At 49.2% G+C, this 16,638-nt stretch carries 12 protein-coding genes, 1 tRNA gene and 1 pseudogene; 3 read left to right on the forward strand and 11 right to left on the reverse strand.

Annotated elements, in window-relative coordinates:
* Positions 1–12: 12 nt before the first annotated feature.
* The 7 genes from HPY52_14105 to HPY52_14135 all read right to left on the reverse strand — a co-directional run bounded on the left by HPY52_14105 (position 13) and on the right by HPY52_14135 (position 8,840).
* Positions 13–1,422, reverse strand: coding sequence for an HNH endonuclease (locus HPY52_14105; GenBank protein ID NPV81384.1), 1,410 nt, complete (start codon positions 1,420–1,422; stop codon positions 13–15).
* 320 nt (positions 1,423–1,742) lie between these two features.
* Positions 1,743–3,149: an L-fucose/L-arabinose isomerase family protein gene (locus tag HPY52_14110; protein ID NPV81385.1), complete on the reverse strand. Its 1,407-nt coding sequence runs from the start codon at positions 3,147–3,149 to the stop codon at positions 1,743–1,745.
* A 127-nt stretch (positions 3,150–3,276) separates the two neighbouring features.
* Complete coding sequence (locus HPY52_14115) at positions 3,277–4,215, reverse strand: hypothetical protein (protein ID NPV81386.1); 939 nt, start codon at positions 4,213–4,215, stop codon at positions 3,277–3,279.
* A gap of 188 nt (positions 4,216–4,403) precedes the next feature.
* Positions 4,404–5,471: a Gfo/Idh/MocA family oxidoreductase gene (locus HPY52_14120; protein NPV81387.1), complete on the reverse strand. Its 1,068-nt coding sequence runs from the start codon at positions 5,469–5,471 to the stop codon at positions 4,404–4,406.
* Between the two features lie 78 nt (positions 5,472–5,549).
* Positions 5,550–6,401 (reverse strand): carbohydrate ABC transporter permease, encoded by an 852-nt coding sequence (locus HPY52_14125; protein NPV81388.1) that lies wholly within the window; start codon positions 6,399–6,401, stop codon positions 5,550–5,552.
* Positions 6,402–6,492: 91 nt separating this feature from the next.
* Positions 6,493–7,401 carry a sugar ABC transporter permease gene (locus tag HPY52_14130; protein NPV81389.1) on the reverse strand — a complete coding sequence of 303 codons (909 nt, stop codon included), beginning with the start codon at positions 7,399–7,401 and terminating at the stop codon, positions 6,493–6,495.
* A 170-nt stretch (positions 7,402–7,571) separates the two neighbouring features.
* Positions 7,572–8,840, reverse strand: a complete 1,269-nt coding sequence (locus HPY52_14135; protein ID NPV81390.1) for an ABC transporter substrate-binding protein — start codon at positions 8,838–8,840, stop codon at positions 7,572–7,574.
* A 630-nt stretch (positions 8,841–9,470) separates the two neighbouring features.
* On the opposite strand from HPY52_14135, the gene HPY52_14140 reads away from it, so the two are divergent.
* The 3 genes from HPY52_14140 (at position 9,471) to HPY52_14150 (ending at position 12,087) form a co-directional block, all read left to right on the forward strand.
* Positions 9,471–9,917, forward strand: coding sequence for a helix-turn-helix transcriptional regulator (locus tag HPY52_14140; GenBank protein ID NPV81391.1), 447 nt, complete (start codon positions 9,471–9,473; stop codon positions 9,915–9,917).
* Positions 9,918–10,191: 274 nt separating this feature from the next.
* On the forward strand, positions 10,192–11,250 hold the full coding sequence (locus HPY52_14145) for a prenyltransferase (protein NPV81392.1): 1,059 nt from the start codon (positions 10,192–10,194) through the stop codon (positions 11,248–11,250).
* Positions 11,251–11,754: 504 nt separating this feature from the next.
* The gene (locus HPY52_14150) at positions 11,755–12,087 is read left to right on the forward strand and encodes a hypothetical protein (GenBank protein NPV81393.1); all 333 of its coding nucleotides are present in this window, start codon (positions 11,755–11,757) and stop codon (positions 12,085–12,087) included.
* Between the two features lie 151 nt (positions 12,088–12,238).
* Here the strand turns inward: HPY52_14150 and HPY52_14155 are convergent, their stop codons facing one another.
* From HPY52_14155 to HPY52_14170, 4 genes and pseudogenes are all read right to left on the reverse strand, one after another.
* Complete coding sequence (locus HPY52_14155; protein ID NPV81394.1) at positions 12,239–13,972, reverse strand: ABC transporter ATP-binding protein; 1,734 nt, start codon at positions 13,970–13,972, stop codon at positions 12,239–12,241.
* Between the two features lie 453 nt (positions 13,973–14,425).
* Positions 14,426–15,584 (reverse strand): annotated as a pseudogene (locus HPY52_14160) (IS3 family transposase).
* An 82-nt stretch (positions 15,585–15,666) separates the two neighbouring features.
* On the reverse strand, positions 15,667–16,026 hold the full coding sequence (locus HPY52_14165) for a hypothetical protein (protein ID NPV81395.1): 360 nt from the start codon (positions 16,024–16,026) through the stop codon (positions 15,667–15,669).
* A 203-nt stretch (positions 16,027–16,229) separates the two neighbouring features.
* Positions 16,230–16,307: transfer RNA gene (locus HPY52_14170), tRNA-Arg, on the reverse strand.
* Positions 16,308–16,638: the final 331 nt, after the last annotated feature.

Below are 16,638 nucleotides of genomic sequence, written 5' to 3' on the forward strand. Positions count from 1 at the left end.
CTGGTCACCAAACTACGCGGCGCCGGAAGCCCCGGCGTTCACGCCTGGGGATGAGGCGCCACTCCCTCCCTTCTCTACCCGGATTTTTTCGTGCTGCCACCCGTCTCCCCGTTGTAGAACCTTCATATATTTGTGAGATATACCCTGACAAATCCGTTTGCCAAGACCGTCTTTAATATCAAAGTAACCGCTCGCCCTTACTGCTACCCTGCCTATCCACCGCCCAGCATACTTCCCTTTGGGGATATCTGCTATTACCAAGTCCCCGGTCTGAAACCCAAAAATCGATTTCTTACGTTCCCGATGCCCTATCGGGAACCCATGAGCATCTGTGTTGCACATCTTCCTCGTCCCTCGGCCAACCGCTGACCAAACATGCACATACCTCTGATTAATTACTATATCCGCCGGCGTGCTTGCGCCAACACAGCAGGCATCGTAGTAATGAGTTTTGGAGAAACCATGTTCTAACCGCTGTTTCTTCGTCCTTGCGCCAGTGCCGCATTCCACAGGTAAGCTGGTCCCCTTGAGCCTTTCATACAGTCTCCAGCGTGTGGCATTCATCATGGCCGTGTCTTTTAGTGGTTCCTTTAGTTGCTGTAGAACTTTGGGCAAATTCTCAGCCCGACGCTGGTCGATGACCTTCTTGGATTCCCTTAGCTTTTCGAGCCATTCCTCAGGTTGTCTGTTGTCCTTGGCCTCATTGCATTCCCTGCAAGCCATAACCAGGTTGCTGATTCGGTCTGTGCCCTTGGGCCCATGTTTCGGCCTCTTTGGGATAACATGTTCCACCTCTAGCGGCACATTCTCCGCCCCACAGTAAGCACACCTGTAATTCCATTTCTCCAGGAGGTATTCCTTGACTTCATAGCCGAATAGCGTTCCCTGCTGATACTCAATACCCGATATCTCAGGGTTTTGCATGAGTTGGATATCGAACTTGACGTGCTCGGTAGATATCGCCGAGATCGGCAAGCTCCGACACAACTTCTGCACAGCGCTCATCGTCTGGCTAACCCTTGCCTCAAGGGATGGCGCTAGCCGACCTTCCTTCCCTCTGCCCTTTAACTCCTTCGGCTCGCGATAACGCGTCTTGCGACTCCTGCGGCTACGCCTCAGTGCCCTGCGTTTATCAAGCCTATCCTTTATACCGGGTTTATGCCTGATCTCTCCAAGTATTAGAGCTGTGCTTCTGTCAGAAGAATCTTCCCGCAATACAGCAAACCCAGTGATCTTAGCGCCAGGATCCAGCTTCAGACGCAGCGGCTGTAGCTGGCTTTCCTCAAGTGTTCGATCTTTGAGACGGATGGTAAAAGGAGCCATCCTGTGGATGACGGCACTCCCTCGTTGCAATAGCAGCCGTGTGCGCTTCTCTGTGCATGGCATTAGAGGCTTCTTATGTTTATCTAGCACAAATACCATAAGACATCTCCCCTTTCAGGGACCCCTTACGGGGCTAGTAACGCGGCAGGCAGACCCTCCTGCCGTCTCTCCTAGCCAATATTACCCAGGCTTTCTGTGCCAGCAACACTGCTCGCTAACACCCCAGCTTGCTGTTTAACCACTGACGATGCTTTACGGAGACTGGAGAAGCATCCCTGCATCATGACCTGGATAATGTAGCATCCTCATGACCTTGTCCTTCGGCTCAGATGCTCAGGCGGGTCATAGCGCCGCCCCGAAGGACGGCTTTCCGCTTAAATCGGAGACCTGCCGGGAGCTGCCCCGGCAAGCCCCCGCCTTTAGGCGTGGGGTCTATGACCTTCCTTCATACCGATGGGATCTGGCCTCAAACCCGGGATATAGCGGCAAGCCTCATAAAGCACCGGCGCCACCTTCCCGTGCACCCCGGCCACATGATGAATATAGGGGCCATAGATAAAAGCCTTCTCCCATTTTGGCCAATCATCTGCTTCGACCCATACATAGGTGCCGGTAGTCTTCGGGCCGGGGATTCCCCTGACATGTCCCATGAGGAGTGAATATTCCCCGTGGTCACCGTCGAACCTCGCTATCGTAATATCTCCCCCGCGGATCTCGCACTGGCCAAGTCCCTTGCCGACTACAGACGCGCGTGAATTCTCTTTTTTGAGCGATAAGGGGAATGGGCCACAATGCCAGAGGAGTTCGCCATTATCGTTTTCAGGATGTCGCACCGTAAGGTCCGCGAAGAATGTAGGCGTAACTCCCCTGACTGCTGCCTGGAGCATAATGGATGTGATAGCGCCATGGATATCTGTCTCGCAGGCCGCAGGCAATCCGTCATCTGTAAGCTCACCTATTATGAAGCAAGGCAAGATATCGAAACACTTCGGGAGGACGCTCCAACATTGCATAGCAATTGCCGAACACCCATTCTCAGAAGCCCATTCTTGAATTGTGAGCTTGAGGGCGGCTATTTTCTGGAGCAGATCCTGATTTACCCCTGAACAATCAGCTTTAGCCTTAAACCCTTCTACGACCGAGGCCACTTCATCTCTATTATTTTCCATTTTAGAATCTGCTCTACCGACTATTTCGGTCAAGTCTACCGGTACAATTTGAATACCGAAACGCTCTAGCAGTTCCCCTTCGTTTGCGATCACAGACCAAAACGCAGCCGGCCGAGTGCTTATCTGGCCGATCCGAAGATTTCTGAACGCCTTTACTACGCCCGCGGCCGCCATGAAGTTTTCAAAGCCCTTGGCAAAGATCTCATCATTTATATCGCTATTAACGATATAAGTAAAGGGAATTCCAAACCTGCGAAGAACCTTGCTGGTCGCGAATAAGCCACATTGGGTATCCCTCAAACGGCTCCCATCGAGTAGTGGCGCATCATCTCTCGGCCCCCAAAGTAGAAGGGGTTTCCTAAGGAGTCTCGCCAGCTCTCCCATAGCATCCTCGGAACCGAAGTTACAGTGCGGGCAAAAGATCGCATCTACCTCTTCACGTCTGAACCTCTCCGCAACCTTGCGGGCATCTTGTATGTTGTAGAGGAGTCCTTCTTCATTAAGCCAATCGAGATTGACCAGGTCAATTCCCCGGGACCTCAACCAGTCCTCGATTATCCTCTTCTGGTTCCCTGCTGCTTCCTTGCTGAAAACTACCCTTCTCGTAGGCGCAAAACCTAACCTGACCCTATATCTATCAGTCCGCGAAGTCACCATGATATTCCGCCACGCCAAGTCCTTGAGAGGCATCGCGGATCTGCCGCGGATCTACCGTGGATTTACCGCATCCCGCCCCAAGGCCTTGGACATGCGGCCCCTCCCTTCCAGTTGGTGCTTTAAGGGATTATAGACTCCCGACCCATGCGTCCCAATGCGATCTAGCAGGGGAAGACATCAGAAATGCCTCTGCCTCTGAAAATGTAGGAATCCCAGCCCTCCCTCCAAGTTTGCGACATTTAAGGGCAGCCACTGCATTCGACCATTCTATGATTCTCCTGAGGTCCCATTCTCGCGCGAGCCCGAAGGCAAAGGCTCCATGGAAGACATCTCCCGCACCCGTTGTATCAACAACCGGCAAGACAAACCCCGGCGTGTAGAATGAATCATTATGAGTCACGCAAAAGGCCCCCTTCTCTCCAAGGGTTACAACGACTATCTCCGGACCATAATCCATGATTTGTCTGGCTGCCCTGGTAAGCTCTGCTTCACCAGTGAATCGCTCAGGGAAGGGCTTTGCCGCCACTACCACGTCCACATTTCTGATTAACTGCTCTGTATATGGCCCAACCCCGGATACATCTATGGTCACCTTTATTTCATGTTCACGCGCGAATTTCGCGGCTTCAATCGCTGCCGGTGCATAGGCGCCATCAAGATGGAGCACTTTGGCCTGGCTTATATATTCCTTATCCTCATCATCTAGCGAAAGTTCAGGTAATCGTCCACTATTGAAAATGATGCTCCGACTGCCAGTGTCACGATCAATTAAGACAAAAGAAAAGGGAGAAATCGCATCGGGGTCTATTTTCATCCGAGAGGTGTCCACCCCATATTTTTCGAATTCGGCCTGGATGAAACGCCCCCGCGCGCCTGAATCTGCTATACCTATATACCCTGCAGATCCCCCCAGGCGAGATACGGCAACCATGGCGGTGGCTACAGGCCCTCCGCCCTGGCGGTCATAGGCCAGCATAGGGCAACCCTGATCAAGTTTTGGAAGGTGTGGTATAAGGGCAAGCTCATCTACGCAACTCGCACCCAGACCGATGATCTCCGGAGCCATGTCCATTCTTTCCTCTCTATTTCAAAGTCCGTGAATCCTTTGCGACATACCCCACAACTACACTGCAATACCATGGTCCGTTTTTTCAACTTCGAACCTGGTTATCCACAGAATTCGGAGATTCTCGGGCGGAACCCCGAGGATTCCCAGGGTCCAGCACACTGTCTGTTCTCTAATCCTTTCAATGCTTATTTTGTGAGAGGCAACTCTACCCAGCGCTTCTCGTTTGCAGAAAGCACCACTGCGTCCAGGACCTCCTGGGCTTTGAAACCGTCATAAAATGTTGGCTGTATGGGCTTATTTGCGGCGATACCTTGAACGAATGTATTCTCCTGGTCCTGATGCTGGTTGATTCGAAAACTCTCCGGCACTGGGACCGGCACGACCTGGCGAAGCTTGATCATCCCTTCACCGAGACATACGCTTAGTTCATGTGGTTTGTCGAATTCATATATGAGAGAGCCTTTATCGCCATAAATCTCTATCCTCTGATAGTTCCCCTGCCCTGTGGCATATCTCGAGGAAACAAAGCTAGCCCTGGCTCCGCCGCTCAAATGGGCCACGAACGCTACATAATCATCAACGTCCACCTCGCCATACTCGTCTGAACCTGGCTTCTTGCGCTGTTTGATGAAGGTTTCCATATCGGCGGAGACGGCATTGATCTCGAGGCCGGTAAACCAGCGGACTAGATCAACGAGATGGGACCCAAGATCCCCCAGCACACCTGTCCCCGTCTGAGATTTCACGAGCCGCCAGACTAGTGGGGCATCGGGGCTTATCAGCCAACCTTGAGAATATTGGGCTACTACGTGGAAAATCCGGCCAATGAATCCTTGCTCCACGATATATTTGGCGAATTTAGCCGAGGGCCAGAAGTGGTAGGAGAATGCAACCATATGCTTTATGCCTGCTTTTTCGGCAGTTTCGTACATCTCCTTAGCTTCCTGGGCGTTCATGGCAAGAGGTTTCTCACATAAAACATGCTTTCCGGCCTTGATGGAGGCGAGCGCTATCTCATGGTGATGGACATTGGGCGTGCATATCACTACGGCGTCAATGTCATCCCGCTTTAGGACCTCCATATAATCGGCATGAACAGACGGGATCTCATATTGTTTCGCAACCTCATCTGCACGATCCCTCACCACATCGCATACAGCAGCAATTTCCGCGTCCTTACACAGATTGAGCCCTCGAATATGGGCATGAGCGATACCACCTGCACCAATTATCGCGACCCGGACCTTACCCACTTATCATTCCTCCCTGCATATCTGAAATGATATTGGAATTGAGACCTGGGACCCATTTTCATTTTAAGGATTAGATCATCAGCCTTTGAATCCTGTTAAGGTAATACCTCGGATAAATTGTTTTTGGCCGAAAAGAAATACTACCAATACAGGCAGCGTTGCGATGACAGTCCCTGCCATCAGGTAGGTCCATTGAATTCCATACCGAGATCGAAATATAGATAAACCAACCTGGATTGTTCTCATCGTAGTCTTATTGGTCACAATCAGAGGCCATAAAAACGCATTCCAGGACCACATGAAGTTAAACACGGCAAGTGTGGAGAGAGCAGGCTTGATTAGGGGGAGTAAAATGCGCCATAGAATCATGAACCTGCTACATCCATCAATCCGCGCAGCATCTTCGAGATCTACCGGCAGACTGATGAGGAATTGCCGTAGAAGGAAAATCCCAAAGGCTCCGACCATGTCAGGGACTATTAAGGCATAGTAGGTGTCCAACCAATTAAGATGTTTCACCACTAGGAAGGAGGGGATTAATGTTACCTGCCCCGGAATCATCATAGTGCTGAGGACTGCCATAAATAAGATATCTCGACCATGAAATCTTAGGCGGGCAAATGCATATGCCGCCATTGAACAAAGAACTAGCTGGGAGAATGTAACCGTCACGGCTATGATGATGGTATTCAGGTAAAATCGTTCAAATGGTGCACCCCGTAAGGCTGCAAGGTAATTTCCCCATTCAAAATATCTGGGTAACCATTCTGGTGGATAGGCGAATACGCGATTGAGCGGCTTAAGTGAGGTTGTGATCATCCAGAGGAATGGCATGATCATCCCAAGGGCACCCAGCATCAGAATTATATGGAGGCTTATCTCTATACTCTGTATTTTAATCTTCCTAGGGATCCCTGTAACCAGAACCATATGCAACATCCCCTCATTACGATATCGTTTGGCCTCTCAGTGTCGTCCCCAGGGAGATCTTTTGACTACTGTGAGGCTCGGATCAGACGTATTACAGTATCGTTGAGAAGGACCTTCCCATAACCCTCCATTGGATCAACGTGAGAATCAGAATTACCGCAAATAAAACATAAGCAATTGCAGAAGCATATCCAAAATGGAAAAACTCAAAAGCATGCCTGTAAAGATTGAATACAACTACGTCAGTAGCTTGCATCGGGCCACCGGAAGTCATAATAAACACCTGATCAAATACTTGAAAGGAACCGATGATGGATGTGACAAGGATGAAAAATGTCGTAGGCGCTAATAACGGAAGCGTAATATGTCTGAAACAGGCCCATGCGCCCGCTCCGTCGATCCTCGCCGCTTCATAGTATTCATTTGGAATACCTTGTAGTCCCGCCAGAAAGAGGACCATATTGAAGCCCAGGCCTTTCCAAGTACTCATTAAGATCAGAGCCGGCATTGCCCATTTGGGGTCTTGGAGCCATCTTGGCGTGGGAAGGCCGAACATTCTCAGGAAATAATTCACTAACCCGTAGGATGGCTCATATAACCAAAGCCATATAATTGAAACGGCAATAGTTGAGGTTACTACAGGCATGAAGTACAGTGTTCTGTAGATAGATAACCCATATATACTTCTATTTAGGGCGAGTCCCAGTACCAAGGCCAGACACATCCCTAGAGGAACTGCTACTATTGTGTAATAGCATGTCACCGCAAAGGAATTGTAGAATTCGGGGGAAGTGAATAGCTTAACATAATTCCCGAGGCCCACAAAGTGCTTCTGTGGGGCTATGCCATCCCAGTCTGTTAGACTTAATATAGCTGAGTATATCACGGGGTAGAATCTAAACAGCGAGAAAAGCAGTATCGTAGGTAAGACGCAAATCCAGGCGGTTAGAGGTTCTTCATACCGGCGCAACCTATAGAGGGAATGACTACCACGATCCATCGCAATTTCAGCCATCTGAATGCCCCTCCTTAAGGTGTTAGGGTTGGCGATTCTCGCCATATCTTAGGTTCCCGAAAATCTGGCGCGGGAAGACCATGACGAGAACCGCCATTTGGGTTACCTTACGTTGTCAAGTTTAAGCCGGCGATAGACTCAGGATTCGTATATCCCTATTTTGCCTTCATTATCTTGATCACAGCATCTTCAGCGGCCTTTAGGACCTGAGCAGGAGAGCTTTTGCCAAGGTATGTCTTCTCGACCTCTACCGCAAATGCGTAGGAAATCGCAGCATATTGGGGAATGGGCGGCCTTGGACGGGCATACTGCTGCTGTTCAATGAATGGCCGCATTTTTGGCTCTTCATCCTTTAGCCACTTCTGGTAACGCGGATTCGTCAAGATGGACTTCCGGACCGGGACGTAGCCAGTTCCCATAAACCAATCTACCATAGTATCAGGGCTGATAAGCCAGTTCAGAAATTTCCAGGCGGCTCTTTCCCTCTCGGGGTTAGATTTTATTATGCAGACATGTTCACCACCAATATTACTTGCTGGCTTTCCATCCTTTGGATAGGGTGCGAATGCGGTCCCAAAATCGACAATCGCTTGTTCCCTTATCGTTTGAAGCATCCATGGGCCCTGAAGGGCCATACCTACCTTGCCGGTTAAGAAGCCGCCCTGTATCTGTCGAACCGGGCTCACCTTATATTTATGGATGAGATCAACCTTGAACTGGAGAGCTTCGATTCCTTCCTTAGAATTGAAGGCAGGTTTTGAATAATTGTCAACCATAAATTCTCCCCGATTTTGCCATAGATAAATCATATACTCCCAAGTGATTCCTTCACCTCTGACCCCAACTTCAGTTGCCTGAACGAATCCCCATTCCATTTTCCCAGGGTTATTCAATTTCTGGGCGTATTTTATTAGTTCGTCCCAATAACGGGGAGGAACTTCAGGGTCGAGACCTGCCCGCCTGAACATATCCTTATTCCACATTAGCCCCAGATTGTTCGTAGTTAATGGCAATGCATAACAGTGTCCATTGTAATAGTCATATTCCAGCAGACTTGGATAGAAGTCCTTCATATCAACCCTAGAGTTCTCTATGTAACCATCTAGATTGACGACCTTTCCGGAACGAGTGAATTGAGGCATCGCTATAAGATCCAATTGAAGGAGATCAGGGGTCTCCCCACCAGCCAGCCCTGCCAGGGCTTTATGTAAGAGCTGATCATATGGAATGTAGATGATCTCAACCCGAATATCAGGGTTATTTTTATTCCAGCGGTCAACCAACTGTGTCAGTTTATCCCCTTCGGTTCCGCCAAATCCATGCCAGAATGTCAGCCTGGTAGCGCCAAAAGCAACCGATGTCAGGATCAAGATTAGTCCCAAGGTACAAATAAACTGCAGAGAACGTAAAGCAATCTTTCTCATGGGGATTTGCCCTCCTCAATTGTGGAAATTCTGAGGTACATAAAAGATTGACATTATCCTGCTCCGGGGACTACCGTCTTGATTGTTACCGCCTATATAGAGCTTACAGCAGATCACCTCCTCAACCAGATACCAATTGGGTCTGACATGTGTAAGGGCATCGACGACAGCCTATTGCCTGCCAATGGGAAAATGCGGTATAATTTTATTGGAAACATGACTCGATGCGGCAAGCCGAAAGGGAGACTGTCGGCGATACCCGTTGGGCTGGTCGATTAGGTATGTTTGAAAAAGGCGCTGTCGGTTCTATAGCGCTGTCCATACAGGATGCGCGGCCGAGCATCCTATATCCTGAAGGGTATCAGGCAACATACTCTCCCGACCAGAAACTAGATATTTTCAGATCCATTCACTAGAAATAGTGTAATACTAGATTTACTAAATGTCAATCTTAAATTACATATTTTTTTATTTTCTCGCTTTCCCCGATGGGGGTTATCCTTTTGCCACTCAATTGTCTTGCTGGAAATCAAGCCGTTCCGAATCAAATGTCCCATCTGAAGGGATTTCCGCTTCCGGGGAAAATCAAGGATCTCCTCAGCGAATATTGCCAAAGGTAAGGTGGTTGGATTGGGGACTATAGGGGAAAAGCTACGGGAGATAAGGAACCAGAGAAATCTAAGCCTTCGCCAAGCGGCTAAACAAATAGGGATTAGCCATACCTATCTTGATACTCTGGAAAAGGAACGAGACCCCAGGACAGGCGAACCAGTTCACCCATCAATCCAGGTATTGGAGCGCATATCGAAGGGCTATAGAATTCCTTTATCTGAATTCCTCATGATGATGGGCTATGACGAGCAGCGGTTGGGGGTTCGCCGTGAAGTTGAAACCACCGAAAGGGTAAGTCATGATACCACAGACGCTGGAGTGCACATAATACAGGAAGAAGACGAGGCCGCCCTCAATGACGTTGAGATAATTGCCCGTAGTATCAAGAGTCTGCCTCTTGAGGACCGCAAGATACTTCTCTACTTGATCAGGAGGTTAGCAAATAAGTCAGCGAATCAGAACTAGATTTCCTCTTGCCCTCTAAAAGGTCACCCAGCTATGAAAGCCATCGCCTAACCCTAGAAACCGGCGATAACCGCCCTGTCTTTATCCTATGCTTTTGCCAGTCCGAAAGACCTATCAGTCTCGCTCATAATCTTAGCCGCCACTTGGATGCTATCCATTTATTTTATTTTTCCGGCACCTTTCACCATCTGATTTGTGGCCCGGGAAAGCTGGGTTACTCGTGATTAATCCTCGTTTCTTGGGGCAATATTATGAAAGACTGGAGGTTGTAGGCATGAAACGTATATATGATTTCCTAAGATTTTGGCCTGCCGCGACAAGAGCGGCCTTTTCATCAGCGAGTCTGATTCCAGTATTATTAGGATCCGCCATCGCGGCCCATGATGGATATTTTAACCCATGGATACTTATGTTGAGCGCTGTCGGGGTACTGTCCCTGCACCTCGGGGCGAACCTTGTCAATGATTACTATGATTTCACAAGCGGTGCAGACGTCGCCAGGGACAGCCGGACACCATTTTATGGAGGTGGGACTATACTGGTCCAGGGGATCCTTACCCCCCAACAGGTGAGACAAGCTTACAGGTTGCTATTCCTGACGGCATTCATAGTAGGCCTCGTTCTGGCTATGGCACGAGGAATAGGAGTGCTGGCCTTTGGTCTTGCAGGATTCCTCGGAGGTTATTTCTATACAGCACCGCCATTGCAGCTTTCATATAAAGAGCTTGGCGAGGCTACAATAGGGCTGTGCTTCGGGCCACTTACCATCGCGGGAGCATACCTCGCGCAAACTGGTACCATTACCATAGAAACCATCGTTGCCTCAATCCCTGTAGGACTCCTCGTCGCTGCTATAGTCCTTGTAAATGAATTTCCGGACCGAGGGGCTGACTGCGCGGCGGGCAAACGGACACTCGCAGTCGGCCTGCCACTGCATATGGCATTTCTCCTTTATGCAGCCCTAGTGCTTATGCCATTTCCAATCATCGGCGCAGCCATACTTTTCAAGATACTTCCACACACTGGGATTGCTACATTTATCGCGCTTCCTCTAGCCATATATGCTCTAAGACAACTACGACTGACATATTTCGGTCCAGCCACACAAAGGATATGTGCCCTTTCGGATGATCATCACGATACCCAGTCTGCCCGGGAGGATGCCTGCGTTATCGGCCAGGATGCTCCCGCCTTATGCCATCAAAATCCTCAGGTTGCCTTTCGGCGCGGCATTTCTCCCGATTCTCGCCAGGTGGCCGCCAGCATTGCCACAATCTTGCTTCATTTCACGGTGGGAGTTCTTCTTTCGATAAGCCATACCTGGAGGATCTGAGCGTGCAGGAAACTGTTCAAAGATTCTCACAGCCTCTATATGTTACGACAACGCTTAGAAGTTGCCGCAGCTCCAAGATGGGCAGCCAGTCTAACAGAGTGGCGTTAGACTTCGGCTGCCTATAGATCACCAAATCCAGAGCTGAAAGATAACCTGGCTGTATCACCACGCGGTTGCTAGGCGCGCTACGCACAATCAGCTCATATTCTTAGATTCGAGCTTGGCCACCTATATATGCTTTGCTTTCAATTGATATATGATGAGTCACAAGAGGCTTCGTTGTGAGCCTGCCGCTATTCACAAGGGAGTAGGCCGGGTAAGTGGAATAAGTGGAACAGAAACAAGGGAAACACTCTTCTAAGGAAGGGTAACAGTTGCCAGGGCAAGCATAACAACCGTAACGTTATCTGGGTACATTAGGTAGAGTTCTTGCTTTGGGCTCGGGAGGACATGCGGGAGTTCGGAGTCGAAAGCGACCCGTATGTGGAGATAGGGGGTGTTTGGATGCCGCGGTCAATCTCACCGAGTGTCTATAACATACTCCGGCTTTCGGATGCTATGGGGTTCGTGGGATCTCTTGTGCCAGGTCACTATCCGGAGCTTTTAGCGGTGTCAAAGACTGAGTTTGTGCCCATGGAAGGCTCCCAGTTTGGAGGCGTGCTGGCGTATCGGACCAAGAAAGAAGTATTCGGGGCGATGCGCACGGTGGTAGCAATGTATGCCTACTCAAACTCTCGGTCTGGAGGCGATGCACCGGCTAGCCAGTTAGTAACAGGAGTGCAGGGTCGGAAACCCTTGTGGTACCTGGGTTCTCGTTTTTGTCTGTTCGCTAACTAGGAAAGTCCCGCTAGGCTCCGGGCAATCACACTCAAAACCGTACACTTCGTCCAGTTCGATATCCTCCACCTCTAGTTTAAGTAGTTCACGGATTTCCTCCATGGTGCTCTGTCACCTCCTCCCCTTAGTGCCTAACTGGCCCCCAAACTTGTTAATGTCTGTCTTTTGTGCCGTGATACATTTCCCGGTATAATTCACAGGTACACAGAAGTTCATAGTGTGATCCATAGTGCCTGACTCTCCCGTTGTCGAGAAGCAGGACTTTATCAACCTTATCACAGATATCCATGTCGTGGGTAATAATCAACACCGTCTTTCCGTTCAAATAGTCCAACAGACACGATAAGACTCGCCGTTTGGTTGGCACATCGAGTGACGAAGTAACTTCATCCAGCATGTATACACACGCGTCTTTTACCAGCGCCCGAGCCAGTGCAATTCTTTGCTGTTGGCCTCCTGACAACCCTGTTGAACCCTTGTTTAGCCTAGTGTCATACCCATCTGGCAAATCCTTGGCAAATTCGGCTGCCCCAGCACATGCCGCTGCTCGATGAACTCTATCTGGACAAGCGTTCAGATTCCCAAACAGGATATTCTCGTAAAGCGTGCCCGCGAACAGACTCGGTTTTTGGAAAACCACACTGATAGTCCTTCTGACCACATCTATAGGTAATTTGGTAATGTCTACCCCATCGATTTTGATCGAACCCCTAGATGGAGTCTGAAAGCCCAAAAGCAGCTCAACTAGTGTACTCTTCCCAGCACCGTTCTTCCCAACTACCGCGACCTTCTCGCCGGGCATTACGGCAAAGGAAACTCCATCCAGGACAGTTTCTCTACCATAGCTAAATCCGACCTCATCAAACTCAATTTTGCCCTTGAAATCTGGCGCTTCCATAAGCTTCGCATTTTGGGTAGTATAAGTCGAATCTTGAAACAAGCAAAGCACACGACTTGCGGAGACAACCCCTCGACTTAATCGTTCGTAATTGTGTGCGAACTGGTTTATAGGACCTGTAAGGACACCTGCATAGGTAATGAAAGCTGACAAATCGCCAGCAGTCATTTCTCCTTGCACAACTTTTTTGCCTCCCACAAAAAGAATCATCGCCGCCCCTAAGGCGTATATCGCTTGGTTGCTCATACCCAATAGCTCGCTCCAAAAGGTGCTTTTCATACCGTTCCGAGTAATCGTCTTACTGATGTTGACAAACTTGTCATTCATCATTTGCTGATTGCAGAACGCTTGTATGTCTTTAATACCCTGTAGGCATTCCTCAATAAATGAAAAAAGTAATCCGTTAGTTGATCGGAACGAAGCCCAGACCTTTCTCGAAAAGACGCTGACTAGTTTCCCGGTCACGCCCATGAAAACCGCCACCGGTAAATAGATGAGGGATAATTCAAAGTCAAGCGAGATGAGAAAGTATAGTGTAAAGGCAAAAGATATTATGGAGCCGCCAAGCCAAAAGAGAGGGCTAGTAAAAGAGTCCGCCATTGTCTCCACATCATCATTTATTCTTGACAATAACTCCCCAGTAGGGTGTTTCTCAAAAAAAGTTGCTCGCTGACTGAGTAGTTTTGAGAAGAAATCTTGCCTAATATTCAATGCGAGCAGTCTTTTAAAGTAATCACCAGTCGTTGCACTCACCAAATAAGCTGCAGCAGCAGACACCCGTACCGCAAATAGGATTACCGCGGCTCTCCCTGCTGCGGCAAGGTTTCCAGCAACTGCCTCATCCACCACTGCCTTAATTAGCCTTATAGGATATGCACCTAAAGCCCCTCTAGCAATAAGGCCAATCATTACGGCAAGTGGTAACCACCACATATTGCGAGAATACGTTATTAGAGTGCACCAATAAGAAAACCTGTCTTCTTTCATAGAAACTACTCTCTCCCATCGAGATTGCCGCACCTCATTTTGCTGGCAACACTCTTTTAGATGCCTAACAAGCCCGCTATCAGGAGACCTCATTCACAAAAGCTACAATGGCCTCAGCTGCTTTCCTAGTACCGTCATTCACTTCTGACGTTGTGAATGCTTCCCTAACCAGCGTTCTCCAGTTAGTTGACCTTGCAGTTGCAACCAAACTCTCCAAGAATTCCGGCCCAACATGGGTTAAGGTGGACCCCAATGTCAAGACACAATTTAGGATAGGTTTAAGCTATAATCATCTCCTTCCTATGTGGTAGAAGTACCTTAAGAGGGTAGTACCTACAAAGGGGGAAGTACCACCAGGAGAGGACGGCACCTCCAGAAAGGGGAGGGCACCCCACGGTGACACCACCAGAACCCTCTTAGAGCCCACTGAGAGGCCCTAAATCCGTCGTAACGTCAAGCACATATGATTTGCCTTGCTGAACCATTTATCACCTCCTTGGGGACGCTGAAATACATCTCCGCCGGAGTTTGATAGTCTATGGATTGGTGAAGCCTCTCGTTGTTATACTGCTCAATATACCGGCCAATCCCTTGGCGTGCCTCCCGTGGACTTTCATATTCGTGCATATAAACCTCTTCATACTTCAAAGATCGCCAGAAACGCTCCGTGAAGATGTTGTCAGTAGCTCGTCCCTTACCGTCCATACTGATCTGTACCCCTGCCTCCCGTAAGATGCCTATATACTGTGGACTCGTAAATTGGCTCCCTTGGTCACTGTTTAAAACCTCCGGCTTGGCTTGGATCAGACCCTTACGAACAGCACTCAAAACAAACGGGGTTTCAAGAGTCTGATCCAGCTCCCAGGCCACTACGTATCGGGAATACCAGTCGCTAATCGCAACAAGGTACATCCAGCCTTACTTCAGGCGAATATGGGTGATATCAATGCCCCAGACTTGATTTGGATGATCCGCTGTAATCCCTCGTAGAAGATATGGGTAAACCCGGTGTTCGCTGTTTCGCTTGCTGAGATTGGGGCCAGGGCATACGCCCTGAATCCCCATCTCACGCATGTGCCGCTATTCGCCTTGCGGTTAACCATGAACCCTTCCCTACGCAACTGGGCCGATATCCGCCGCGAACCGTAGTAGGGATACTTTGTGTAAATCTCATCTATCCGGTGTTTAAGGCTAATCTCTTCTAAAGAGGGCTTGACTGGCTTGTAGTAAAGGCTTGAGCGATTTAGACCCAAGAGCTTCGCCTGAGTCTTAATCGACAGCTCCCGGTCTTTGCTCCTATCTACCATGGCAAGCCTCTCCGACTGGGGCAATTCAGAAACCTTTTTTTAAACCACGCGATCTGCGTGGTAAGACGGCCAATTTCCGCATAGAGTTCATCCAATTTGGCTTCATACTCACCCTTGACTTTGTCAACGCCTTTCTTGTCGTCTGTAAACAGCTGGGGTAGGCTCTCGATTGCCTGCTTCTTCCACTTATGAAGCACATTAGGATGAATTCCATGCTCGGACGACATCTGAGCTATGCTCTTTTCTTCCTTAAGCAGCTCAAGGACAACCTGTGCCTTAAAAGTTGGTGAATATTGCTTCTTCATGTCCCTATTATAGCTTAAAACTTGCCGCCCTCGTGTCTAAAATCTTGGGTCCATTATACCTTGTCTGCTTCCTTTTTCTTACTTATGCTGCTTTCCATTTTTCTGGTTCAGGTTTTGCACAACTCAAGTAGATTAGTCTCAGGTTATATGTGTTCGGCCCAATTTTCTGGGCCATGTGCTGATATACGGAGTCCGAAAGGTTTTCTTCGTCTTTGAGGGCGTCTGGAAACCTTCTGAAGAAAAGCGTCACGACTCTTCGATAGTCATTTACGGTGCGCTCCCTGAGCCCCTGTGCCTTCTTCATTAGAAGGAACCTGGCCAAAGCCTCCTCCCAGGAGATGCCTGCCATGATGGGAGTCTCTGGCTGCCGGAGCGATCTGAGCGCTTTGGTTTCTTTCGCCTTCGACATAATCTTGCCGCGCATTACGGTGGTTTCTTTCATATCGACCCCTCCTAATGGAGGGCTCAAAGCGCTTCTGTATGGGGAGATCTATGGGTTTCGTGGCAGGTCCGTTGTCCTTTTCGGCTAGTCCGTTATCCTTTAAACCGGGCAGCGGACTATCCCTTTCCGGTAGCCCGGCGGGGTAGGGCCCCCGCCGCCCGCGAAGCGGCGCAGCGGACTGATTTTGGCGGTTTGTCAAAATTTGGCGCGCCCGGAGGGATTTGAACCCCCGACAAGCAGATCCGAAGTCTGCGGCTCTATCCGGGCTGAGCTACGGGCGCACGTTACGAAAGGCTGATAAGGTTTACCCAAATAAACCTTAGCCCAAAACATCATTCTTGTCAAGATGACCGCCATACTGGGTATGTGTCAAGAAAACTGGGGCAGTCTTCCCCCTTGATTTGAAATCCACTTTTTGGTTGTAATCCTTGTCACACAACATAGAGGATACGGGCTCAATGATCCTCTCGCCGGGAACCTCGACGAAGCGGGCTTACACAAGATAATACACCCGCAGCCCTAGTGCTCCAGTATTAGCGGCTGTGATCTTGCATGCCATCGTCTCCACTGGATTGGCCCCTCGAAATACAGTAGCCCCCCACCCTCTGTGTT

The sequence above is a fragment of the Bacillota bacterium genome (assembly GCA_013178415.1).
Classification (GTDB): Bacteria; Bacillota; SHA-98; order Ch115; family Ch115; genus Ch115.

Bases quoted from the DNA above. Each gene is read 5' to 3' on its own strand.
- HPY52_14130 (NPV81389.1), bottom strand. From the start codon at position 7,401: ATGGATCGTGGTAGTCATTCCCTCTATAGGTTGCGCCGGTATGAAGAA.
- HPY52_14145 (NPV81392.1), top strand. From the start codon at position 10,192: ATGAAACGTATATATGATTTCCTAAGATTTTGGCCTGCCGCGACAAGA.
- HPY52_14135 (NPV81390.1), bottom strand. From the start codon at position 8,840: ATGAGAAAGATTGCTTTACGTTCTCTGCAGTTTATTTGTACCTTGGGA.
- HPY52_14165 (NPV81395.1), bottom strand. From the start codon at position 16,026: ATGAAAGAAACCACCGTAATGCGCGGCAAGATTATGTCGAAGGCGAAA.
- HPY52_14125 (NPV81388.1), bottom strand. From the start codon at position 6,401: ATGGTTCTGGTTACAGGGATCCCTAGGAAGATTAAAATACAGAGTATA.
- HPY52_14105 (NPV81384.1), bottom strand. From the start codon at position 1,422: ATGGTATTTGTGCTAGATAAACATAAGAAGCCTCTAATGCCATGCACA.
- HPY52_14115 (NPV81386.1), bottom strand. From the start codon at position 4,215: ATGGCTCCGGAGATCATCGGTCTGGGTGCGAGTTGCGTAGATGAGCTT.
- HPY52_14155 (NPV81394.1), bottom strand. From the start codon at position 13,972: ATGAAAGAAGACAGGTTTTCTTATTGGTGCACTCTAATAACGTATTCT.
- HPY52_14110 (NPV81385.1), bottom strand. From the start codon at position 3,149: ATGGTGACTTCGCGGACTGATAGATATAGGGTCAGGTTAGGTTTTGCG.
- HPY52_14150 (NPV81393.1), top strand. From the start codon at position 11,755: ATGCCGCGGTCAATCTCACCGAGTGTCTATAACATACTCCGGCTTTCG.